Raw genomic sequence first — 14,235 nt, 5'->3', positions numbered from 1 at the left:
TTATTTGCCGAAGTTGACGGTCGGTGCGGTCGAGATGGCTTTTTCATTTTCCACCGTGAACGATGGCTTGACCTTGTAGCCGAAGACCATGGCCGTCAGGTTGTTCGGGAAGCTGCGCGCATGCACGTTGTAATCCTGAACGGCAACGATGTAACGCTGGCGCGCCACGGTGATGCGGTTTTCCGTGCCTTCCAGCTGCGACTGCAAGTCGCGGAAGCTAGTGTCGGCCTTCAAGTCCGGGTATTTCTCGGACACCACCATCAGGCGCGACAAGGCCGACGACAGCTGGCCTTGCACCTGCTGGAATTTTTCGAAGGCGGCCGGGTCGTTCAGCACTTCGGGCGTGATCTGGAAACTGGTGGCGGCGGCGCGCGCCTTGGTTACCGCTTCCAGGGTTTCGCGCTCGTGCGTCGCATAGCCCTTGACGGTGTTGACCAGGTTGGGGATCAGGTCGGCGCGGCGCTGGTACTGGTTGACTACTTCGCCCCAGGCTGCCTTGGTGGCTTCATCCTTGCTCTGGAAGTCGTTGTAGCCGCAGCCCGTCAGGACGCCGGCCAGGACGGTGACGCTCAGTGCCAGGCGCAGCCATTTGGTGAATTGATTGGTGATTTGCATGATGGGTTCCGTGCAGAGTAAGGGAGGTGAGGCAAATATACCTGAAACGGCCCGGGATGTCGGTTTAATAAGCGCTGGCCGCCGCGTCTGACCGCGTTGCCACGCCGTGGCAACCCCGCGCCGCGTTACAATACGGGGTTTGCAACTGAATATAGAGAAGGTGTGCCGTGAATTTCATCAATAAATTATCCGCCGCGTGGACGGCCAATAATTCCCTGCTGTGCGTGGGCCTGGACCCCGACCTGGCGAAACTGCCGGCCGAACTGCGCGATCTGCCTGATGGAATCACCACCTTTTGCACGCGCATCATCGATGCCACGGCCGACCTGGCCTGCGCCTTCAAACCGCAGATCGCGTATTTTGGCGCGCTGGGCGCGGAAAAGCAGCTGGAAGACATCTGCCGCTACGTGCGCGAAAACTATCCGCACATCCCGCTGATCCTCGACGCGAAACGGGGCGACATCGGCGCGACGGCCACGCAGTACGCGCGCGAAGCGTTCGAGCGCTACGGCGCCGACGCCGTCACCGTGAACCCGTACATGGGCGAGGATTCGCTCGATCCCTACCTGGCGTGGAAAGACCGCGGCGTGATCATCCTGTGCCGCACCTCGAACCCGGGCGGCTCGGACCTGCAATTCCTCGACACGGATGGCGTGCCCTTGTACCAGCGCGTGGCGCGCCTGGTGGCCGACAAATGGAACAAGAATGGCCAGTGCGCGCTCGTCGTCGGCGCCACCTTCCCTGAAGAACTGGCGCAGGTGCGCGCCATCGTCGGCGACATGCCGCTGCTGGTGCCCGGCATCGGCGCCCAGGGCGGCGACATTGCCGCCACCGTCGGCGCGGGCCAGACGGCCAACGGCATGGGCATGATGATCAGCTCCTCGCGCGCCATCATCTATGCCACGCCGCAGGCTGGCGAAGACTACGCCGACGCGGCGCGCCGCGTGGCCATTGAAACGCGCGATGCGATCAATGCGCATCGTTCGGTTTAAGTTGCATGCATAAAAAATGCAGGGCTAGCCCGGCATTTTTCATTGGTAGGTCGGCTTGGCCGCATGGCGTAAGCCGACATGAGTCGTCGTCGGCACTTGTCGGATTACGCTTCGCTAATCCGACCTACCCGACTTTCAGTCGCGCATGGGCGCCACCATTTCCACGTAATCGTACAACTCACCCAGAATTTCCTCGCCACGCTCATCCACGGATTCCGACAGCACGTCGATTTCCGTAAACAGCATTTCGATGGTGCGGGCGCCGCCATCGCCGTCGAACAGGCGGGCGGCGCGGTGCTGCTCCCAGCGCAGGCTTTCCGCTTCGCTCAGGGTTTGCGGGAAATTGCGGGCGCGGTAGCGGAACAGCAGTTCCTGCAGGCGTTCGTCGGCAAACGAAGGGCGGGCCGTGGCCAGCTTGGCCGGCGTGTCGTGGCGCAGGGATTCGAGCAGGCGGCGGTCGTCGTTGCTGACGAAACCATTGTACAAATCCTCATCCACGTCCAGCGCGACATTCGCGCCCGGGCGCTGGAACACTTCGGCCCAGATGGCATCCATGTTCGGCGCCGTGGCGGCCAATTGCGCGTTGACCTTCGCCGCGTCCAGATCGATGCCCCACTGCGCGGCCATGGCCGGCGACAGGGTTTTCAGATTGCCGACCAGCATGGGCGACTTGTTCAGGTGCACGCTTTTCACGGGCAGGCGCGTCATGCCTTCCGGCATGGCGTCCTTGCGCGTAAACAAACGCGTGCGGATGGTGTCGGCGTCCAGCTGGAACAGTTCGCGCGGATCGTAGGCGCAATCCCAGACGAGGATTTCGTTTTTATTGCTCGGATGCGTGGCCAGCGGCCAGACGACGCCCAGGCAGCCCCGTTCGGCGGGGAACATGCCGGACACGTGCAGGAAAGGCTGGCGCTCGCTGGCGGCCAGGTGCATGCCCATTTCGCTGGCGACCCTGTCCTTCTTGTGCAGGGCCAGGCAGAATTCGAACAGTTTCGGCTGTTTTTCCTTGATCAGGCGCGCCAGGGCGATGGTGGCGCGCACGTCGGACAGCGCATCGTGCGCCGCTTCGTGGGCCAGGCCATTGGCCTTGCTCAAGTGTTCCAGCTTGAAACTGGTCTGGCCATCGTCGCGCTTCGGCCATTCGATGCCTTCCGGGCGCAGCGCGTGCGTCATGCGCACGACGTCGAGGATGTCCCAGCGGCCGCAATGGTTTTTCCATTCGCGCGCATATGGATCGATCAGGTTGCGCCAGAACAGGAAACGCGTGACTTCATCGTCGAAACGGATGGTGTTGTAGCCCACGCCGATGGTGCCCGGTTCCGAAAAGGCCGCTTCGACGGCGGCGGCGAACTGGTGTTCGGGTACGCCCAGCTGCAGACATTGCTGCGGCGTGATGCCCGTGATCAGGCACGATTGCGGGTCGGGCAGGAAATCATTGGCAGGCTGGCAATACAGCATGATCGGTTCGCCGATCTCGTTGAGCTCTGCATCCGTGCGGATGGCGGCGAACTGGGCCGGGCGGTCGCGGCGCGGCTGGGCGCCAAAGGTTTCGTAGTCGTGCCAAAGAAAGGTCTGGTTAGTCATTGATGGTCGTTACTTGATGGGTTATCCGGGCCCGTGAAAGAGCCGCTGCTACAGTTTTCTGAAAACCTGCCGATACTACACGAGAGGATGGTCATCATCGCGTTTCCCGCATGGTGGCATACATTGCCTGTTCAAGGAGGTCTATCGTGTCAATTCCCATCGCCGCAAGCGGCAATTCCACCCCTTCCGTGACTTCCGTCAGTACGGGCGTTGCCGGCAAGGACGATAAAGTCCAGCAAAAGGACGGCGTCAAGACTGAAATGAGCGTTAACGACCGCACCAAGCTGCAATTGAACGCGTCCATCATGCAGGCGTCGCTGAACGTGTCGATCGGTTCCGAGAACGAACCGCTGGCGCTGCTGTACAAGACGGCCATCACCAACATCAATGAAGCGCTGAGGGGCCAGTATGGCGAAGACGCGATCCAGAACGCGGCTTCGCAGGATAACAGCGCCGAAGCGACGGCGAACCGCATTGTATCGCTGTCGACGGGGTTTTTTGATGCGTTCAAGAAACAGAATCCCGGCCTGGACGACGATACGGCCCTGAGCAAGTTCATGGACACCATCAGCGGCGGCATGGAAAAAGGCTTCAAGGAAGCGCGCGATATCCTGGGCGGCTTGAAAGTGTTGCAAGGCGATATCGCCGGCAATATCGACAAGACGTATGAACTGGTGCAGAAAGGCTATGCGGACTTCATCGCCGCGCACAGCAGCAAGAAGGATGAGGCCGCCAAGCCGGCCGACAGCAAGGCTGCCTGATCATTATTACGCCGGAAGCGCCTGAGAAAATGTCCAGGGCTAGGCGCATTGCCGAAGGCAGTACGAATGTACGGCGAGGCAATGCAACGACGCCATGGGCTTTTTATCAGGTGCTTACGCGGTTGCGCCCGCCCGCCTTCGCGCGATATAGCGCCGCGTCAGCCGCGGCGATCAGCGCATGGTCGTCCTGTTCGGCCGCCAGGCTGGCTACGCCGAAGGAACCCGTGATGTGCGGCAACGCGCTGCGCATGTCGGCGAAGATGACGGCGAGCTGCATGCGTTCGCACAGGCGCTCGGCGACCCGCAGGGCCACGTGTTCGTTGGTGTCGGGCAAGATCACCATCATTTCCTCGCCACCATAACGCACGGCAAAATCCGTGGGCCGCAGAGCTGCGCCCAGCACTTGCGCGGCGATGCGCAGTGCCTGGTCGCCAGCCTGATGACCGTGCGTGTCGTTGAAGCGCTTGAAATGGTCGAGGTCGATCATCACCAGCGACAGGGGCGAGCCGCTGGCGTGGGCCGTGACAATCATGTTCGGCAGTAAATCCGTCAGCCAGGCGCGGTTGTACAAGCCCGTCAGGCTGTCGACCATCGACAGCTGGCGGTAGAATTCGCCCAGTTTCTGCCGGCGGCGCAGCAGGGCATTGGCGGCGCGGATGCGGAAGGACAGCAGCCGCAGCAGGTTGCGCGCCAGGCCGTTCGACTGTTCGATCAATTCCCAGACGATGGCCGCGTCGATCACCAGCAAATCGGTTTCTTCCAGGGCGGAAATGGCGGCGAGGTTGCTCGCTTCATCGAGCACCGATTGTTCGCCCACGCTTTCGCCGGGCAAGACCTTGCTGACGGTGCCGTCATCCATGCCCGTGTGGGTGTCGGCGGCCACGGCCAGCGAGCCGCGCAGGACGATGTACAGGCTGGCGCCTTGCGTGTCGGCAATGGCTTCGCCCGCTTCGAGGCGCATGACGGGGCAGGGCGCCAGCATGGCAGCCGTCTGGCTATCCGCCCCATCGCGAAATAGCTGTAAATCGCCGATGTTGCAGCCTGAAGCGCCGAAGTTGCCGATCTGTTCCACAATCACACTTTCAAAAAGCCGGCGCGCGAGCAGGGTGCCGGTATCTTCATGATAGCGTAAAGCAGCCTTGGCTGTAACGGCAAAGGCTTGCTTGAGGTCACTTACTGTGAGAAATACGACAATTATTTCATTGCCGCGTTAATACGCTGGAACACTTGCTGTTTTAGTATGGATGTTGCCGCGCGTGAACGGCGGGGCAGATGTGCAAAGGCAGCCTTGAACGGCTGCCTCAGTCTCTGGAAATCCTGCGGGTGGGGAGTTACTCGGCGGTTTCTTCCGCTTCGGCCGTATCGATCACGGCATTCTTGCCGGTGGCGTGGCGCTTGCTGTCTTGCAGGCGGCCCAGGGCGCTATCGATGGCGCGTTTCAGTTTATCCGTGGCGCCGGCAACGGATTGATGCACGGTGGCGTTCTGTTCGGTCACGGCAATCGGTTGATAGCCAGCAACGCGTGCCTCCATGACGCAGCGGATATCGTCGGCGCCGCCTTTCGGGCCATTCGTATCGCTGATGTGGACTTCGATGCGGGTCAGGTTGTCGCGGAAGCGGTTCAGTGCGCTTTCAAGTACGGATTGCACATGTTCGTTCAGTCCAGCGGTGTTGGCGATGGTGCTGTCGGTATGAATATTGATTTGCATATGCTTACTCCTGTCAATTCAAAAAAAACCCATCTCAGGCGTGATGCGGCCTGGTTGCTGCCTCATGCACATGACCTCGTGTATGGAACTTATCTTACTCCTCTTTCCAGTATTTCAAGAGGGTGCGCACGATTAAGATGGGCTTAACCCTTCAGCCAGGTCAAGTTTCCACTACGAAATTATTTACCCTCAGCCATTGATGAGACCGGCCGCGATATTGATCGACAGCCCCAGCACGACCAAGTTGAAGAAAAAGCTCAGCACGGATTGCCCCAGCACGATCTGCCGCATCATGCGCGTCTGCACGGAAACGTCCGACGTTTGCACGGCGACGGCGATGGTGAAGGCGAAATACAGGAAATCCCAGTAATCGGGGTCTTGCTCATCGTCGGGAAACTTCAGGGGGCGCAGTGCGGGGTCGGCCTGGTAATACAGGTGGGCGTAATGAAAGCAGAACAGGGTGCCGACGAGGAACCAGGAGCCGACCAGGGTGAGGATCGTCAGGCCGTAGTGCAGCGCGCGCTCGTCCGGCGCCATGTCTTTCATCGAGGACAGCTGCGAGACGATGGCCACCAGGCTCATCACGGATGCGACGGACAGGGCCGACAGGACGGTTGCCGCCCGCTCGTCCTGGCGCGCCGCCATGGCTTTCACCTTGTGATGGTTGGCGCGCATCATCATCCAGGCCATCGTCGCCAGGTAGAACCAGACGGCCACGTTCCACGCCGTCAGCAAACGCGTCATCTGTTGCCAGGATGCGGGCAGCAGCAGGCCGGCCGCCACGCCGATAGCCGTGGCCATGCTCAGGTGGGGGCGGCTGCGGATGAAGCTGTGGAATGGAAGCGTGATTTTCATGGTGCGGGTTCGTCAGTGGCGATAGCGCATCTTAGACCTTATGCGCTTGCCGTGGTGGCCGTCCTGGCGGCCGCTTCCTTCTCGTGGTGGGGGAAGCGGTCCATGCGCGACAGCACGGGGAACATCACGGCCCAGATGCCCGTCACGGCCAGGGTGGCGGCGCCGCCGAAGAGCACGGCGCGCACGAGGCCGAACCAGCCGGCCGTCAGGCCCGATTCGAATTCACCCAGTTCGTTCGAGGCGCCGATGAAGACGGCATTCACGGCGCTGACCCGGCCGCGGATCTCGTCCGGCGTCTCGAACTGCACCAGCAGGTGGCGGATGTAGACGCTGACCATGTCGCCGGCGCCCATCAGGAACAGCGCCGCCAGCGCCAGCGGGAAATAGCTGGTGCTGCCCAGCACCAGGGTGCCCAGGCCGAAGATGGCCACGCCGCCGAACATCCAGGCGCCCACGCGGCGCGTGATGGGGAAGATGGCCAGCGCGATCGAGCACAGGGCCGCGCCGGCCCCCGGCGCCGTGCGCAGCAAGCCCAGGCCGCTGGGGCCGATATGCAGCACGTCGTGCGCCAGCGCCGGCAGCAGGGCCGTGGCGCCGCCGAACAGCACGGCAAACAGGTCGAGCGAAATGGCGCCCAGTACGATGGGTTTCGACCAGACGAAGCGCAAGCCTTCGAGCAGGGTATGCCAGCTGACGGGTTCGCGCTTCACCACTTGCGGCGCGGGCGTGGTGGCGCGCATCAGCAGGACGGACACGACCAGCAGTGCGGACGAGATCAGATACACCACCTTGGGGCCGAAGTAGTACAGCAAGCCGCCCAAGGTAGGCCCCAGGATGATGGCCACGTGCGAGCTCGACGAACTGAGCGCCACGGCGCGGCTGAAATGTTGCGTGGGCACCATGTTGACCAGCACGGCTTGCGTGGCCGGCATCATGAAGGCGCGCGCGCTGCCGAACAGCACCAGCACGGCAAACACGGGCCAGACGATGGACAGGCCGCTCAAGGTGAACGCCAGCAGGGCCAGCGCGCAAGCCAGTTGCGCCGCCAGGCACCAGGCGATGATATTGCGGCGGTTATAGCGGTCGGCCACGTGGCCGGCAGGCAAAATCAATACCAGGAAAGGGGCGAATTGCGCCAGGCCGATCAAGCCCAGGTCGAACAGGCTGCCCGTGATCTGGTACACCTGCCAGCCGATGGCCACGCTTTGCATCTGCACGGCCACCGTGCCCAGCACGCGGGCGGAAAGATAAAAGGCGAAGTTGCGGTGACGCAGGATACTGAAGCCGTTGCCGGCAGAGGCGAGAGACATGAATACTTTCCAGGACACGACGGGGTGAGGCGGGTGGCGGCAGCGGATGCCGCGCCAGCAGCACCCCGCTGTCTGGATGCTTACTTGACCAGGTCGGCTTCCGTGGTGAAGGCGTCCGCGTAGAACTCGTCGGCTGGCAGTTGGCACAGTTGCACGAAGTCGCGGTGGGCCGCATCGACCATTACGGGCGCGCCGCAGGCATACACCTGATACGCGGACATGTCGGGCAAGTCGGCGATGACGGCCTGGTGCACGAAGCCCGTGCGGCCTTCCCACGCGTCTTCCGGCAAGGCGTCCGAAACGACGGGTACATAGGTGAACTGCGGCAAGTCGGCGGCCCACTGGCGGCACAGCGCATCCATGTACAGATCGTGCGGACGGCGGCCGCCCCAGTACAGGGTGATCGGGCGCGTGGATTGCTCGTTGATCATGTGCTCGACGATGGCTTTCAAGGGAGCAAAGCCCGTGCCCGAGGCCAGCAGCACGACGGGCTTGTCGGAATCTTCGCGCAGGAAGAAAGTGCCCATCGGGCCTTCGAAGCGCAGGATGTCGCGCTCCTTCATGCTGCCAAACACCTGGTCGGTGAACAGGCCGCCCGGCAGGTGGCGGATGTGCAGGGTCATCGGGCCGCCATCGGCGGGCGCGCTGGCCATGCTGTAGCTGCGGCGTTTGTTGTCGCGTAACAGGATTTCGATATACTGTCCGGCGCGGTAGTTGAGGCGTTCGCTGGCTGGCAACTGCAGGGTCAGCACGACGACGTCGGGCGCGACTTTCTCGATGGTGGTCACGCGCGACGGCATTTTCTTGATCGGGTAGTCGCTGCTGCCCGCCACTTCGCGCGCTTCGATGACGAGGTCGGCGTTGGTGGTGGCGCAGCAGAACAGGGAAAAGCCGGCCGCTTCCTCTTCCGGCGTCAGGGCGCGCTGCTGGTGCGCCTTGTGCTGGACGGTGCCGGAAAGCACTTTGCCCTTGCAGGAACCGCAGGCGCCATTTTTACAGCCATATGGCAGGCCGACGCCGGCGCGTATCGCCGCCGCCAGCACGGTTTCGTCCGCTTCGCAGCTGAACTGGTGGCCGCTGGGCTGAACAGTAACTTGAAAAGTCATACAATCCTTGAGATGAAAAATATGTTAATGCACTCTTTGCGCAAGCCGTCAGGCTTGCCGCGCCTGCTGATCCTGGGCTGCGGCGACGTCGGCATGCGGTTGCTGCCCTTGCTGCGTACGCGCTTTCGCGTCTTTGCCGTCACCAGCCAGCCGGCGCGCTGCGCGCAGCTGCGGGCGGCCGGCGCCGTGCCCATCGTGGCCAACCTCGACGAGCGCGCCAGCCTGAAACGGCTGGCGGGACTGGCGACGATGATCGTGCACCTGGCGCCGCCCCGGTCGTCGGGCTTGCTGGACCGGCGCACGCGCAATCTGGCCGCCATTTTACCCGAGCACGCACGCATGGTGTATGTGAGTACCAGCGGCGTGTATGGCGATTGCGGCGGCGCCTGGGTCGATGAGACGCGGCCGACGGCGCCGGCGAATGCGCGTGCGAAGCGGCGCGTCGATGCCGAGCAGGTCTTGCGCGGCTGGGGCGCGCGCCGCGGCGCCAGCGTGGCCATCCTGCGCGTGCCCGGCATCTATGCGGATGACCGCCTGCCGCTGAAGCGCCTGCGCGAGGGCACGCCAGCCCTGGCCGTGGATGACGATGTATACACCAACCATATCCATGCCGATGACCTGGCGCGCATCATCGAACGGGCCTTGTGGCGGGGCAAGCCGGGGCGCGTGTATCACGCCAGCGATGACAGCGAACTCAAAATGGCGGAGTATTTCGATGCCGTGGCCGACACGTTCGGCTTGCCGCGCCCGCCGCGTCTGCCGCGCGCCGAACTGCAGCAGGTGGTCACGCCGATGCTGCTGTCATTCATGTCCGAATCGCGCCGCCTGCACAATACGCGCATCAAGCGCGAGCTGGGCGTGCGCCTGCGCTACGCGCGCGTGGCCGATGCCTTGCGGTCGCTGTCTGCCGACGGGGCCGGCATCGGGTAAAATGGCCGGTTATCTGCGCACTTTTCCTGGGCCGGCGCGCAGCGCGCCGTTCCGGCGGTGCGCCATTTACTTAAGGAATACCGCATGAGCACCCTCACTTACGAAGAATACCTGGACGAGGTCACCACTGTCCTGACGGAACTGTATGACCTCGACGACGACGCCGCCATCAAGCTGGTCGTGGCGGCGCAGGACGCCGAATTTTTTGTCCCGCACGATGCCCATGAAGAAATGCGTACCGCTGAACAAGCCAAGAAGGATGCGGTCACCTTGTTCGAGCGCAAGCAGAATCGCCAGCAAACGCAGGAAAAACAGCAGCAGCGCGTGCGCCAGCAAAAGAAATAAGAACGGATCACTGGGCCTCTGGCCGCCTGGCCATGGCGCAACATGGGCTTCGGCGCAATGCCGGGGCCCGGCCATTTGATGCAGCGCAAACGTGCCATGGCACGCTGGCGATATGGTGAGCAATGTCGTCACGCGTCTGGGCTCTTGTGGCGGGCTCGGCATCTACAATGAGCGTGGCGTTGTTTCCCGTCAGCAGGAGCGAGCCATGCGAGCTACGAGTCACCCCAGCAAGGAACAGGTACGCGCCTATATGCGCCGGCGCGAACGCGCGCTGCAGCCTCCGCCGCCGCCCGATGAAATCCGCCGGCAACTGGCCTGGTGCCGCGTGGATGCCATTCAGGGCACTTGCCCGCTTGCCACCCCGGCTGGCGTGGCTGCGCAAGGCTGGTATTTATCAGCGGAAATGGCCCGCCTGAGCACCCTCATGGCCATAGCCTGGCTCATGCATAGCGGTGTTGCTCATCGTAAAAATTGATGACGTGCAGCAAATTTTTCCAATTTGAGTTATCCTCTAGCACATTCCAAGTGCGTCAATTCTCTTCAATTATCACAATTTTGCTTTAAGTTACGCAAAAATCAACAATAGCGTGTATTATATTGTTTGCGGCGTAAAAGCCGCATAAGTGATGGCGCTTTTTAGTGTGTTTACCCTGAATTATTGCAGAAGAGACATTCGGTTTCTTTTTGCCTTAATACAACAAGTACGGATTTTCGATCATGTCTCTCAAACAAATTACCTCTTTGCCTACCTACAACCCGAATCGCGTCCTCGATGCGATCATCGACAAGCTGCAACTGAAGAACGATGCGGCCCTGTCGCGAGCACTGGAAGTGGCGCCACCGGTCATCAGCAAGATTCGTCACAACACCTTGCCGATCGGCGCCACGATCCTCATCCGCATGCATGAAATCAGCGATTTCAGCATTCGTGAACTGCGCGAGTTGATGGCTGCCTAAGAGCGCCTGACAGACGGCAAACTGAGAGGTGCCGTCTGCGTTAGTCAAGCTTGCCGCGTGCGGCAGCCATACCTGCCTTCCCGTTTTCTATTGCGTGTCCGGGCTCAGCGTCGGACGATCCGTATAGAAGCGCCCTGTTTCCAGACCAGTCGGGGATGACTCGACCAGCGCTGCGGCCACTTTGCCGGGCGCGCTGGAAAATGCGGTCTGGGCAGCACCGGTGGCGCGGCCCGAATACGCGGTCGCTTGAACCGCAGCACTGGAAAACGCCGTCTGCACGGCCCGGCCAGAATACGCCGTTGCCTGTACCGCGGCACTGGAAAACGCCGTTTGTACGGCGCGCCCCGAATACGCCGTCGCCTGCACGGCCGCGCTGGAAAATGCCGTCGCCTGTACCGCCGCACTGGAAAATGCCGCCTGCACGGCGCGTCCCGAATATGCCGTCTCCGCGCGGAGATAATCTTCCCCGAATGTCTGCTCGTACAACTGCTTCATGCGTTCGCCCACGCGGTGGTGCGCCGCTTCGTCGTCTTCGCCGCGCAAGCCGATGTACGGGAAGTGATGCAGGAAGTAGCCGAACACCTGTTCGCAATCCGCCGCATATTTGAGGGTATCGAGGATGTGGTAGTGCCAGAAGGTATCGACGTCCATCAGCGGCGCCGTTTCTTCCTGCGGAAACTGTTTCATCAGGATCAGGAAGCGGCGGTATTCGAATTCCACCGCATTCGCCTTCTCGAGGCTCCATCCTTCGCCTGACTCCCGGTGCATCAGCTTGACCTTGATCGCGTCCAAATTCAAATCGGCAATTGCCTTGAAACTGTCGTTCGTATCCATGAATGTCCTTTGGTAAAGAGCGTTGTGGGAACTGCGGTAAAACAAGGGAAAGCGGTGGCTGTGTACTCCTGGCAAGTAGTCGGGGAATGCCTGGCCGATGGCGGGCAGGCGCTAAGTTGTTCTACATCAATATTGCATCTAATTACAAAATACGCAAGCTGAGCTTGTTTCATGCGGAACGCGCGCCGCTCAGCTGCTGGCCCGGCTTTCTTCCTGGTAGGGAAACGCGGTGGCGTCCGCGCCCAGCGGTACGCTGACATGCACGCTCATGCCGGCGCCGGGGCTGCTTTCAATGTAGAAAGTACCACCCAGCAACTTTATACGTTCTTCGATACCCACCAGGCCAAACGAGCCCAGCTTGTTGCGCCCGTCGATGGCCGCGCCCACGCCGTTGTCGCTGACGCTCATCGACACCGTATCGCGGCACTTTTCCAGCTTGACTTGGACGCGGCTGGCATTCGCATGCTGGGAAATATTGCTGAGCGACTCTTGCAGGATGCGGAACAGGGCCGTCGCGCATTGGTCGCTGAGGCAAATGTCGTCATGGCTTTCGCTCACTTCGCAGGCGATGCCCGTGCGCTGGCGAAATTGCGCCACCTGCCATTCGACGGCCGCATTCACGCCCAGGTCCAGCACGGTAGGGCGCAAGTCGTTGATGATCTGCCGCACGCTCTTGATGGTGGCGTCGATCTGCTCCAGGGTTGAGCGGGCGCGGGCGTTCAGGCGCGGGTGGCGGCGCTGCGTGCGCGAGGCCAGCATGTCGGCGTCAATGCGCAGCACCAGCAGGTTCTGTCCCAGGTCGTCGTGGATTTCGCGCGCGATGCGCTTGCGCTCTTCTTCCTTGATCTGGTCGGCGTGGGCCGCCAGGCGGCGCAGTTTCTGGTGCGACAGCTGCAGGCGGATCTGGCTGGCGCGCAATTCCTCCGTCATGCCTGTCGCCATCTGGATGGCGCGCCGGCGCGACGACGCCAGGGTGTGGAACAGCACATACAGCAGCATGGTGCTGGCAAAGCCGATCAGCAGGGCTAGCCACGGCAGGAAGGCGTCGAAGCGCGAATACAGGTCGCTCTTGCGCACGCTGAACAGCGCTTGCCAGGCGCGGCCATTGTGCTCGATCAGCAGCGTGCTGCTCAGGTAGCGGCCCGAACTGCCGGGCTGCCACCATGGCGCATGCATGCCCGCGGCCGTGCTGTCGAAGATGGGGCGCATGTCGTGCGGCAACTGCAGCGGCACCTCCCGCTGTTGCAGCGCCTGCGGGCCGATATCGAACAGGGTCAGGCGGACGTTGCGTACCGGCATGTCGGCCAGCGCGCTGCGCATCATCGTCACCAGGTCGTAGCCGATGCCGACGGAACCCTGGTAAGCCGCGCGCCTCTGCTCCACCGTATCGACGGGCATGCCGAAGCGGTACACGGGCAGGCGCATGGCCATGCCCGTCAGCTGGGGACGGCCGTCCATCGGCACGGGCACGCCGGAATTGCTGATGCGGCCGGAATCGCGCGACTCCGCCAGCGCTTCCGCGATCTGGGGGCGCGAGGCGATGTCATGGCCATACTTTTCCGGGGCGCTGGCGATCGGCTCGATGTATACGAGCACGGAATACTGGGCGCGCGGGCCGGGCGGGTGGATGGTAAACGCCGGATAGCCGTCGCGCCCGGGCGGATAGTCGCGCCGCATGGCCGCTTCGTAGGCGGCGCGCTGCGTCTCGTCGAGTTCCTGGCTGTAATTGAGGTTCATCACGCCCGGGTAGTTCTGTTGCAGGGCGATGTTTGCCACGTAGCGGTGGAATTGCTCGCGGCTCACGTGTTCGTTGGCCTGGAACAGGCTGGCCGTGCCGCGCAGCAGGTTGGCATACGACTTGGTGCGCGATTCGATGTTTTTCTGGGTGTTGTGCGCCAGATTGTTGAATTCTTCGCTGGCATCGCTTTCGATCGACAGCGAAGCGGCCATGTAGAACAGCAGGCCCACCATCGTCGACACGACAAAGCCGAACAGCCACAGCGGTCTTTTTTCAGCAGCTAAGGGGTGTTCGCCGGCAGTAGAAGGCATTGCCATCCGCATCAGGAAGAGGAATCGGGTGCCGCCTGGTGGCGGAGGCTAGGCTAGGTTGTACAAGCACTATTAAAATTGCAAATTGCTCAATAGCTGCCTAATATACAAAATTATCGTTATTATAGTCAACAGGCAATATTTCCCGTTGAAACGAAAAAAAACCGCCGCAGCGGTTTTTTTGTGGG

Annotated in this window: 15 protein-coding genes; 6 read left to right on the top strand and 9 right to left on the bottom strand. The window is 61.8% G+C overall.

Annotated features, from left to right (window positions below; translation table 11 throughout):
* Positions 1-615: a LemA family protein gene (locus O3297_RS21580; protein WP_034781723.1), complete on the bottom strand. Its 615-nt coding sequence runs from the start codon at positions 613-615 to the stop codon at positions 1-3.
* Between the two features lie 167 nt (positions 616-782).
* Here O3297_RS21580 and pyrF point away from each other — a divergent pair, with 167 nt between their 5' ends.
* Positions 783-1,607: an orotidine-5'-phosphate decarboxylase gene (gene pyrF / locus O3297_RS21575; protein WP_305050034.1), complete on the top strand. Its 825-nt coding sequence runs from the start codon at positions 783-785 to the stop codon at positions 1,605-1,607.
* Positions 1,608-1,742: 135 nt separating this feature from the next.
* On the opposite strand, the gene sbcB is transcribed toward pyrF, so the two are convergent.
* Positions 1,743-3,191 (bottom strand): exodeoxyribonuclease I, encoded by a 1,449-nt coding sequence (gene sbcB, locus O3297_RS21570; protein ID WP_305050032.1) that lies wholly within the window; start codon positions 3,189-3,191, stop codon positions 1,743-1,745.
* Positions 3,192-3,337: 146 nt separating this feature from the next.
* On the opposite strand from sbcB, the gene O3297_RS21565 reads away from it, so the two are divergent.
* Positions 3,338-3,952, top strand: a complete 615-nt coding sequence (locus O3297_RS21565; RefSeq protein ID WP_305050031.1) for a DUF5610 domain-containing protein — start codon at positions 3,338-3,340, stop codon at positions 3,950-3,952.
* Between the two features lie 106 nt (positions 3,953-4,058).
* Here O3297_RS21565 and O3297_RS21560 read toward each other — a convergent pair whose 3' ends face one another.
* The 5 genes from O3297_RS21560 to O3297_RS21540 form a co-directional block, all read right to left on the bottom strand.
* Positions 4,059-5,024, bottom strand: coding sequence for a GGDEF domain-containing protein (locus O3297_RS21560; RefSeq protein WP_092612043.1), 966 nt, complete (start codon positions 5,022-5,024; stop codon positions 4,059-4,061).
* A 259-nt stretch (positions 5,025-5,283) separates the two neighbouring features.
* Positions 5,284-5,661: an HPF/RaiA family ribosome-associated protein gene (locus O3297_RS21555; RefSeq protein ID WP_034781728.1), complete on the bottom strand. Its 378-nt coding sequence runs from the start codon at positions 5,659-5,661 to the stop codon at positions 5,284-5,286.
* A gap of 189 nt (positions 5,662-5,850) precedes the next feature.
* Positions 5,851-6,516 (bottom strand): DUF1345 domain-containing protein, encoded by a 666-nt coding sequence (locus O3297_RS21550; RefSeq protein ID WP_034781730.1) that lies wholly within the window; start codon positions 6,514-6,516, stop codon positions 5,851-5,853.
* A gap of 38 nt (positions 6,517-6,554) precedes the next feature.
* On the bottom strand, positions 6,555-7,826 hold the full coding sequence (locus O3297_RS21545; RefSeq protein WP_305050029.1) for an MFS transporter: 1,272 nt from the start codon (positions 7,824-7,826) through the stop codon (positions 6,555-6,557).
* Positions 7,827-7,906: 80 nt separating this feature from the next.
* The gene (locus tag O3297_RS21540; RefSeq protein ID WP_305050028.1) at positions 7,907-8,932 is read right to left on the bottom strand and encodes a CDP-6-deoxy-delta-3,4-glucoseen reductase; all 1,026 of its coding nucleotides are present in this window, start codon (positions 8,930-8,932) and stop codon (positions 7,907-7,909) included.
* Between the two features lie 12 nt (positions 8,933-8,944).
* Between O3297_RS21540 and O3297_RS21535 the strand changes: the two genes are divergently transcribed.
* The 4 genes from O3297_RS21535 to O3297_RS21520 all read left to right on the top strand — a co-directional run bounded on the left by O3297_RS21535 (position 8,945) and on the right by O3297_RS21520 (position 11,164).
* Positions 8,945-9,862 (top strand): SDR family oxidoreductase, encoded by a 918-nt coding sequence (locus tag O3297_RS21535; RefSeq protein WP_305050026.1) that lies wholly within the window; start codon positions 8,945-8,947, stop codon positions 9,860-9,862.
* Positions 9,863-9,946: 84 nt separating this feature from the next.
* A complete protein-coding gene (locus tag O3297_RS21530; RefSeq protein ID WP_070257479.1) occupies positions 9,947-10,207 on the top strand; it encodes a hypothetical protein in 261 nt (86 codons plus the stop codon).
* Positions 10,208-10,319: 112 nt separating this feature from the next.
* Positions 10,320-10,682, top strand: coding sequence for a hypothetical protein (locus O3297_RS21525; RefSeq protein WP_305050024.1), 363 nt, complete (start codon positions 10,320-10,322; stop codon positions 10,680-10,682).
* 242 nt (positions 10,683-10,924) lie between these two features.
* Positions 10,925-11,164 (top strand): hypothetical protein, encoded by a 240-nt coding sequence (locus O3297_RS21520; RefSeq protein ID WP_029496207.1) that lies wholly within the window; start codon positions 10,925-10,927, stop codon positions 11,162-11,164.
* Between the two features lie 87 nt (positions 11,165-11,251).
* On the opposite strand, the gene O3297_RS21515 is transcribed toward O3297_RS21520, so the two are convergent.
* Together O3297_RS21515 and O3297_RS21510 are read right to left on the bottom strand one after the other, a co-directional pair.
* A complete protein-coding gene (locus O3297_RS21515; RefSeq protein ID WP_034781741.1) occupies positions 11,252-11,998 on the bottom strand; it encodes a hypothetical protein in 747 nt (248 codons plus the stop codon).
* A 189-nt stretch (positions 11,999-12,187) separates the two neighbouring features.
* Positions 12,188-14,047, bottom strand: a complete 1,860-nt coding sequence (locus O3297_RS21510) for a CHASE domain-containing protein (RefSeq protein WP_305050021.1) — start codon at positions 14,045-14,047, stop codon at positions 12,188-12,190.
* Positions 14,048-14,235: the final 188 nt, after the last annotated feature.

This window comes from Janthinobacterium sp. SUN128 (genome assembly GCF_030587275.1).
Lineage (GTDB): Bacteria > Pseudomonadota > Gammaproteobacteria > Burkholderiales > Burkholderiaceae_D > Janthinobacterium > Janthinobacterium lividum.
Note: the sequence above shows the minus strand (reverse complement) of the source record. Positions and strands in the feature narration are given on the sequence as shown.

Coding starts and splice junctions, on each gene's coding strand:
- O3297_RS21580 (WP_034781723.1), bottom strand. CDS start 615: ATGCAAATCACCAATCAATTCACCAAATGGCTGCGCCTGGCACTGAGC.
- sbcB (WP_305050032.1), bottom strand. CDS start 3,191: ATGACTAACCAGACCTTTCTTTGGCACGACTACGAAACCTTTGGCGCC.
- O3297_RS21555 (WP_034781728.1), bottom strand. CDS start 5,661: ATGCAAATCAATATTCATACCGACAGCACCATCGCCAACACCGCTGGA.
- O3297_RS21550 (WP_034781730.1), bottom strand. CDS start 6,516: ATGAAAATCACGCTTCCATTCCACAGCTTCATCCGCAGCCGCCCCCAC.
- O3297_RS21545 (WP_305050029.1), bottom strand. CDS start 7,826: ATGTCTCTCGCCTCTGCCGGCAACGGCTTCAGTATCCTGCGTCACCGC.
- O3297_RS21540 (WP_305050028.1), bottom strand. CDS start 8,932: ATGACTTTTCAAGTTACTGTTCAGCCCAGCGGCCACCAGTTCAGCTGC.
- O3297_RS21535 (WP_305050026.1), top strand. CDS start 8,945: ATGAAAAATATGTTAATGCACTCTTTGCGCAAGCCGTCAGGCTTGCCG.
- O3297_RS21530 (WP_070257479.1), top strand. CDS start 9,947: ATGAGCACCCTCACTTACGAAGAATACCTGGACGAGGTCACCACTGTC.
- O3297_RS21525 (WP_305050024.1), top strand. CDS start 10,320: ATGGTGAGCAATGTCGTCACGCGTCTGGGCTCTTGTGGCGGGCTCGGC.
- O3297_RS21520 (WP_029496207.1), top strand. CDS start 10,925: ATGTCTCTCAAACAAATTACCTCTTTGCCTACCTACAACCCGAATCGC.
- O3297_RS21515 (WP_034781741.1), bottom strand. CDS start 11,998: ATGGATACGAACGACAGTTTCAAGGCAATTGCCGATTTGAATTTGGAC.
- O3297_RS21510 (WP_305050021.1), bottom strand. CDS start 14,047: ATGCCTTCTACTGCCGGCGAACACCCCTTAGCTGCTGAAAAAAGACCG.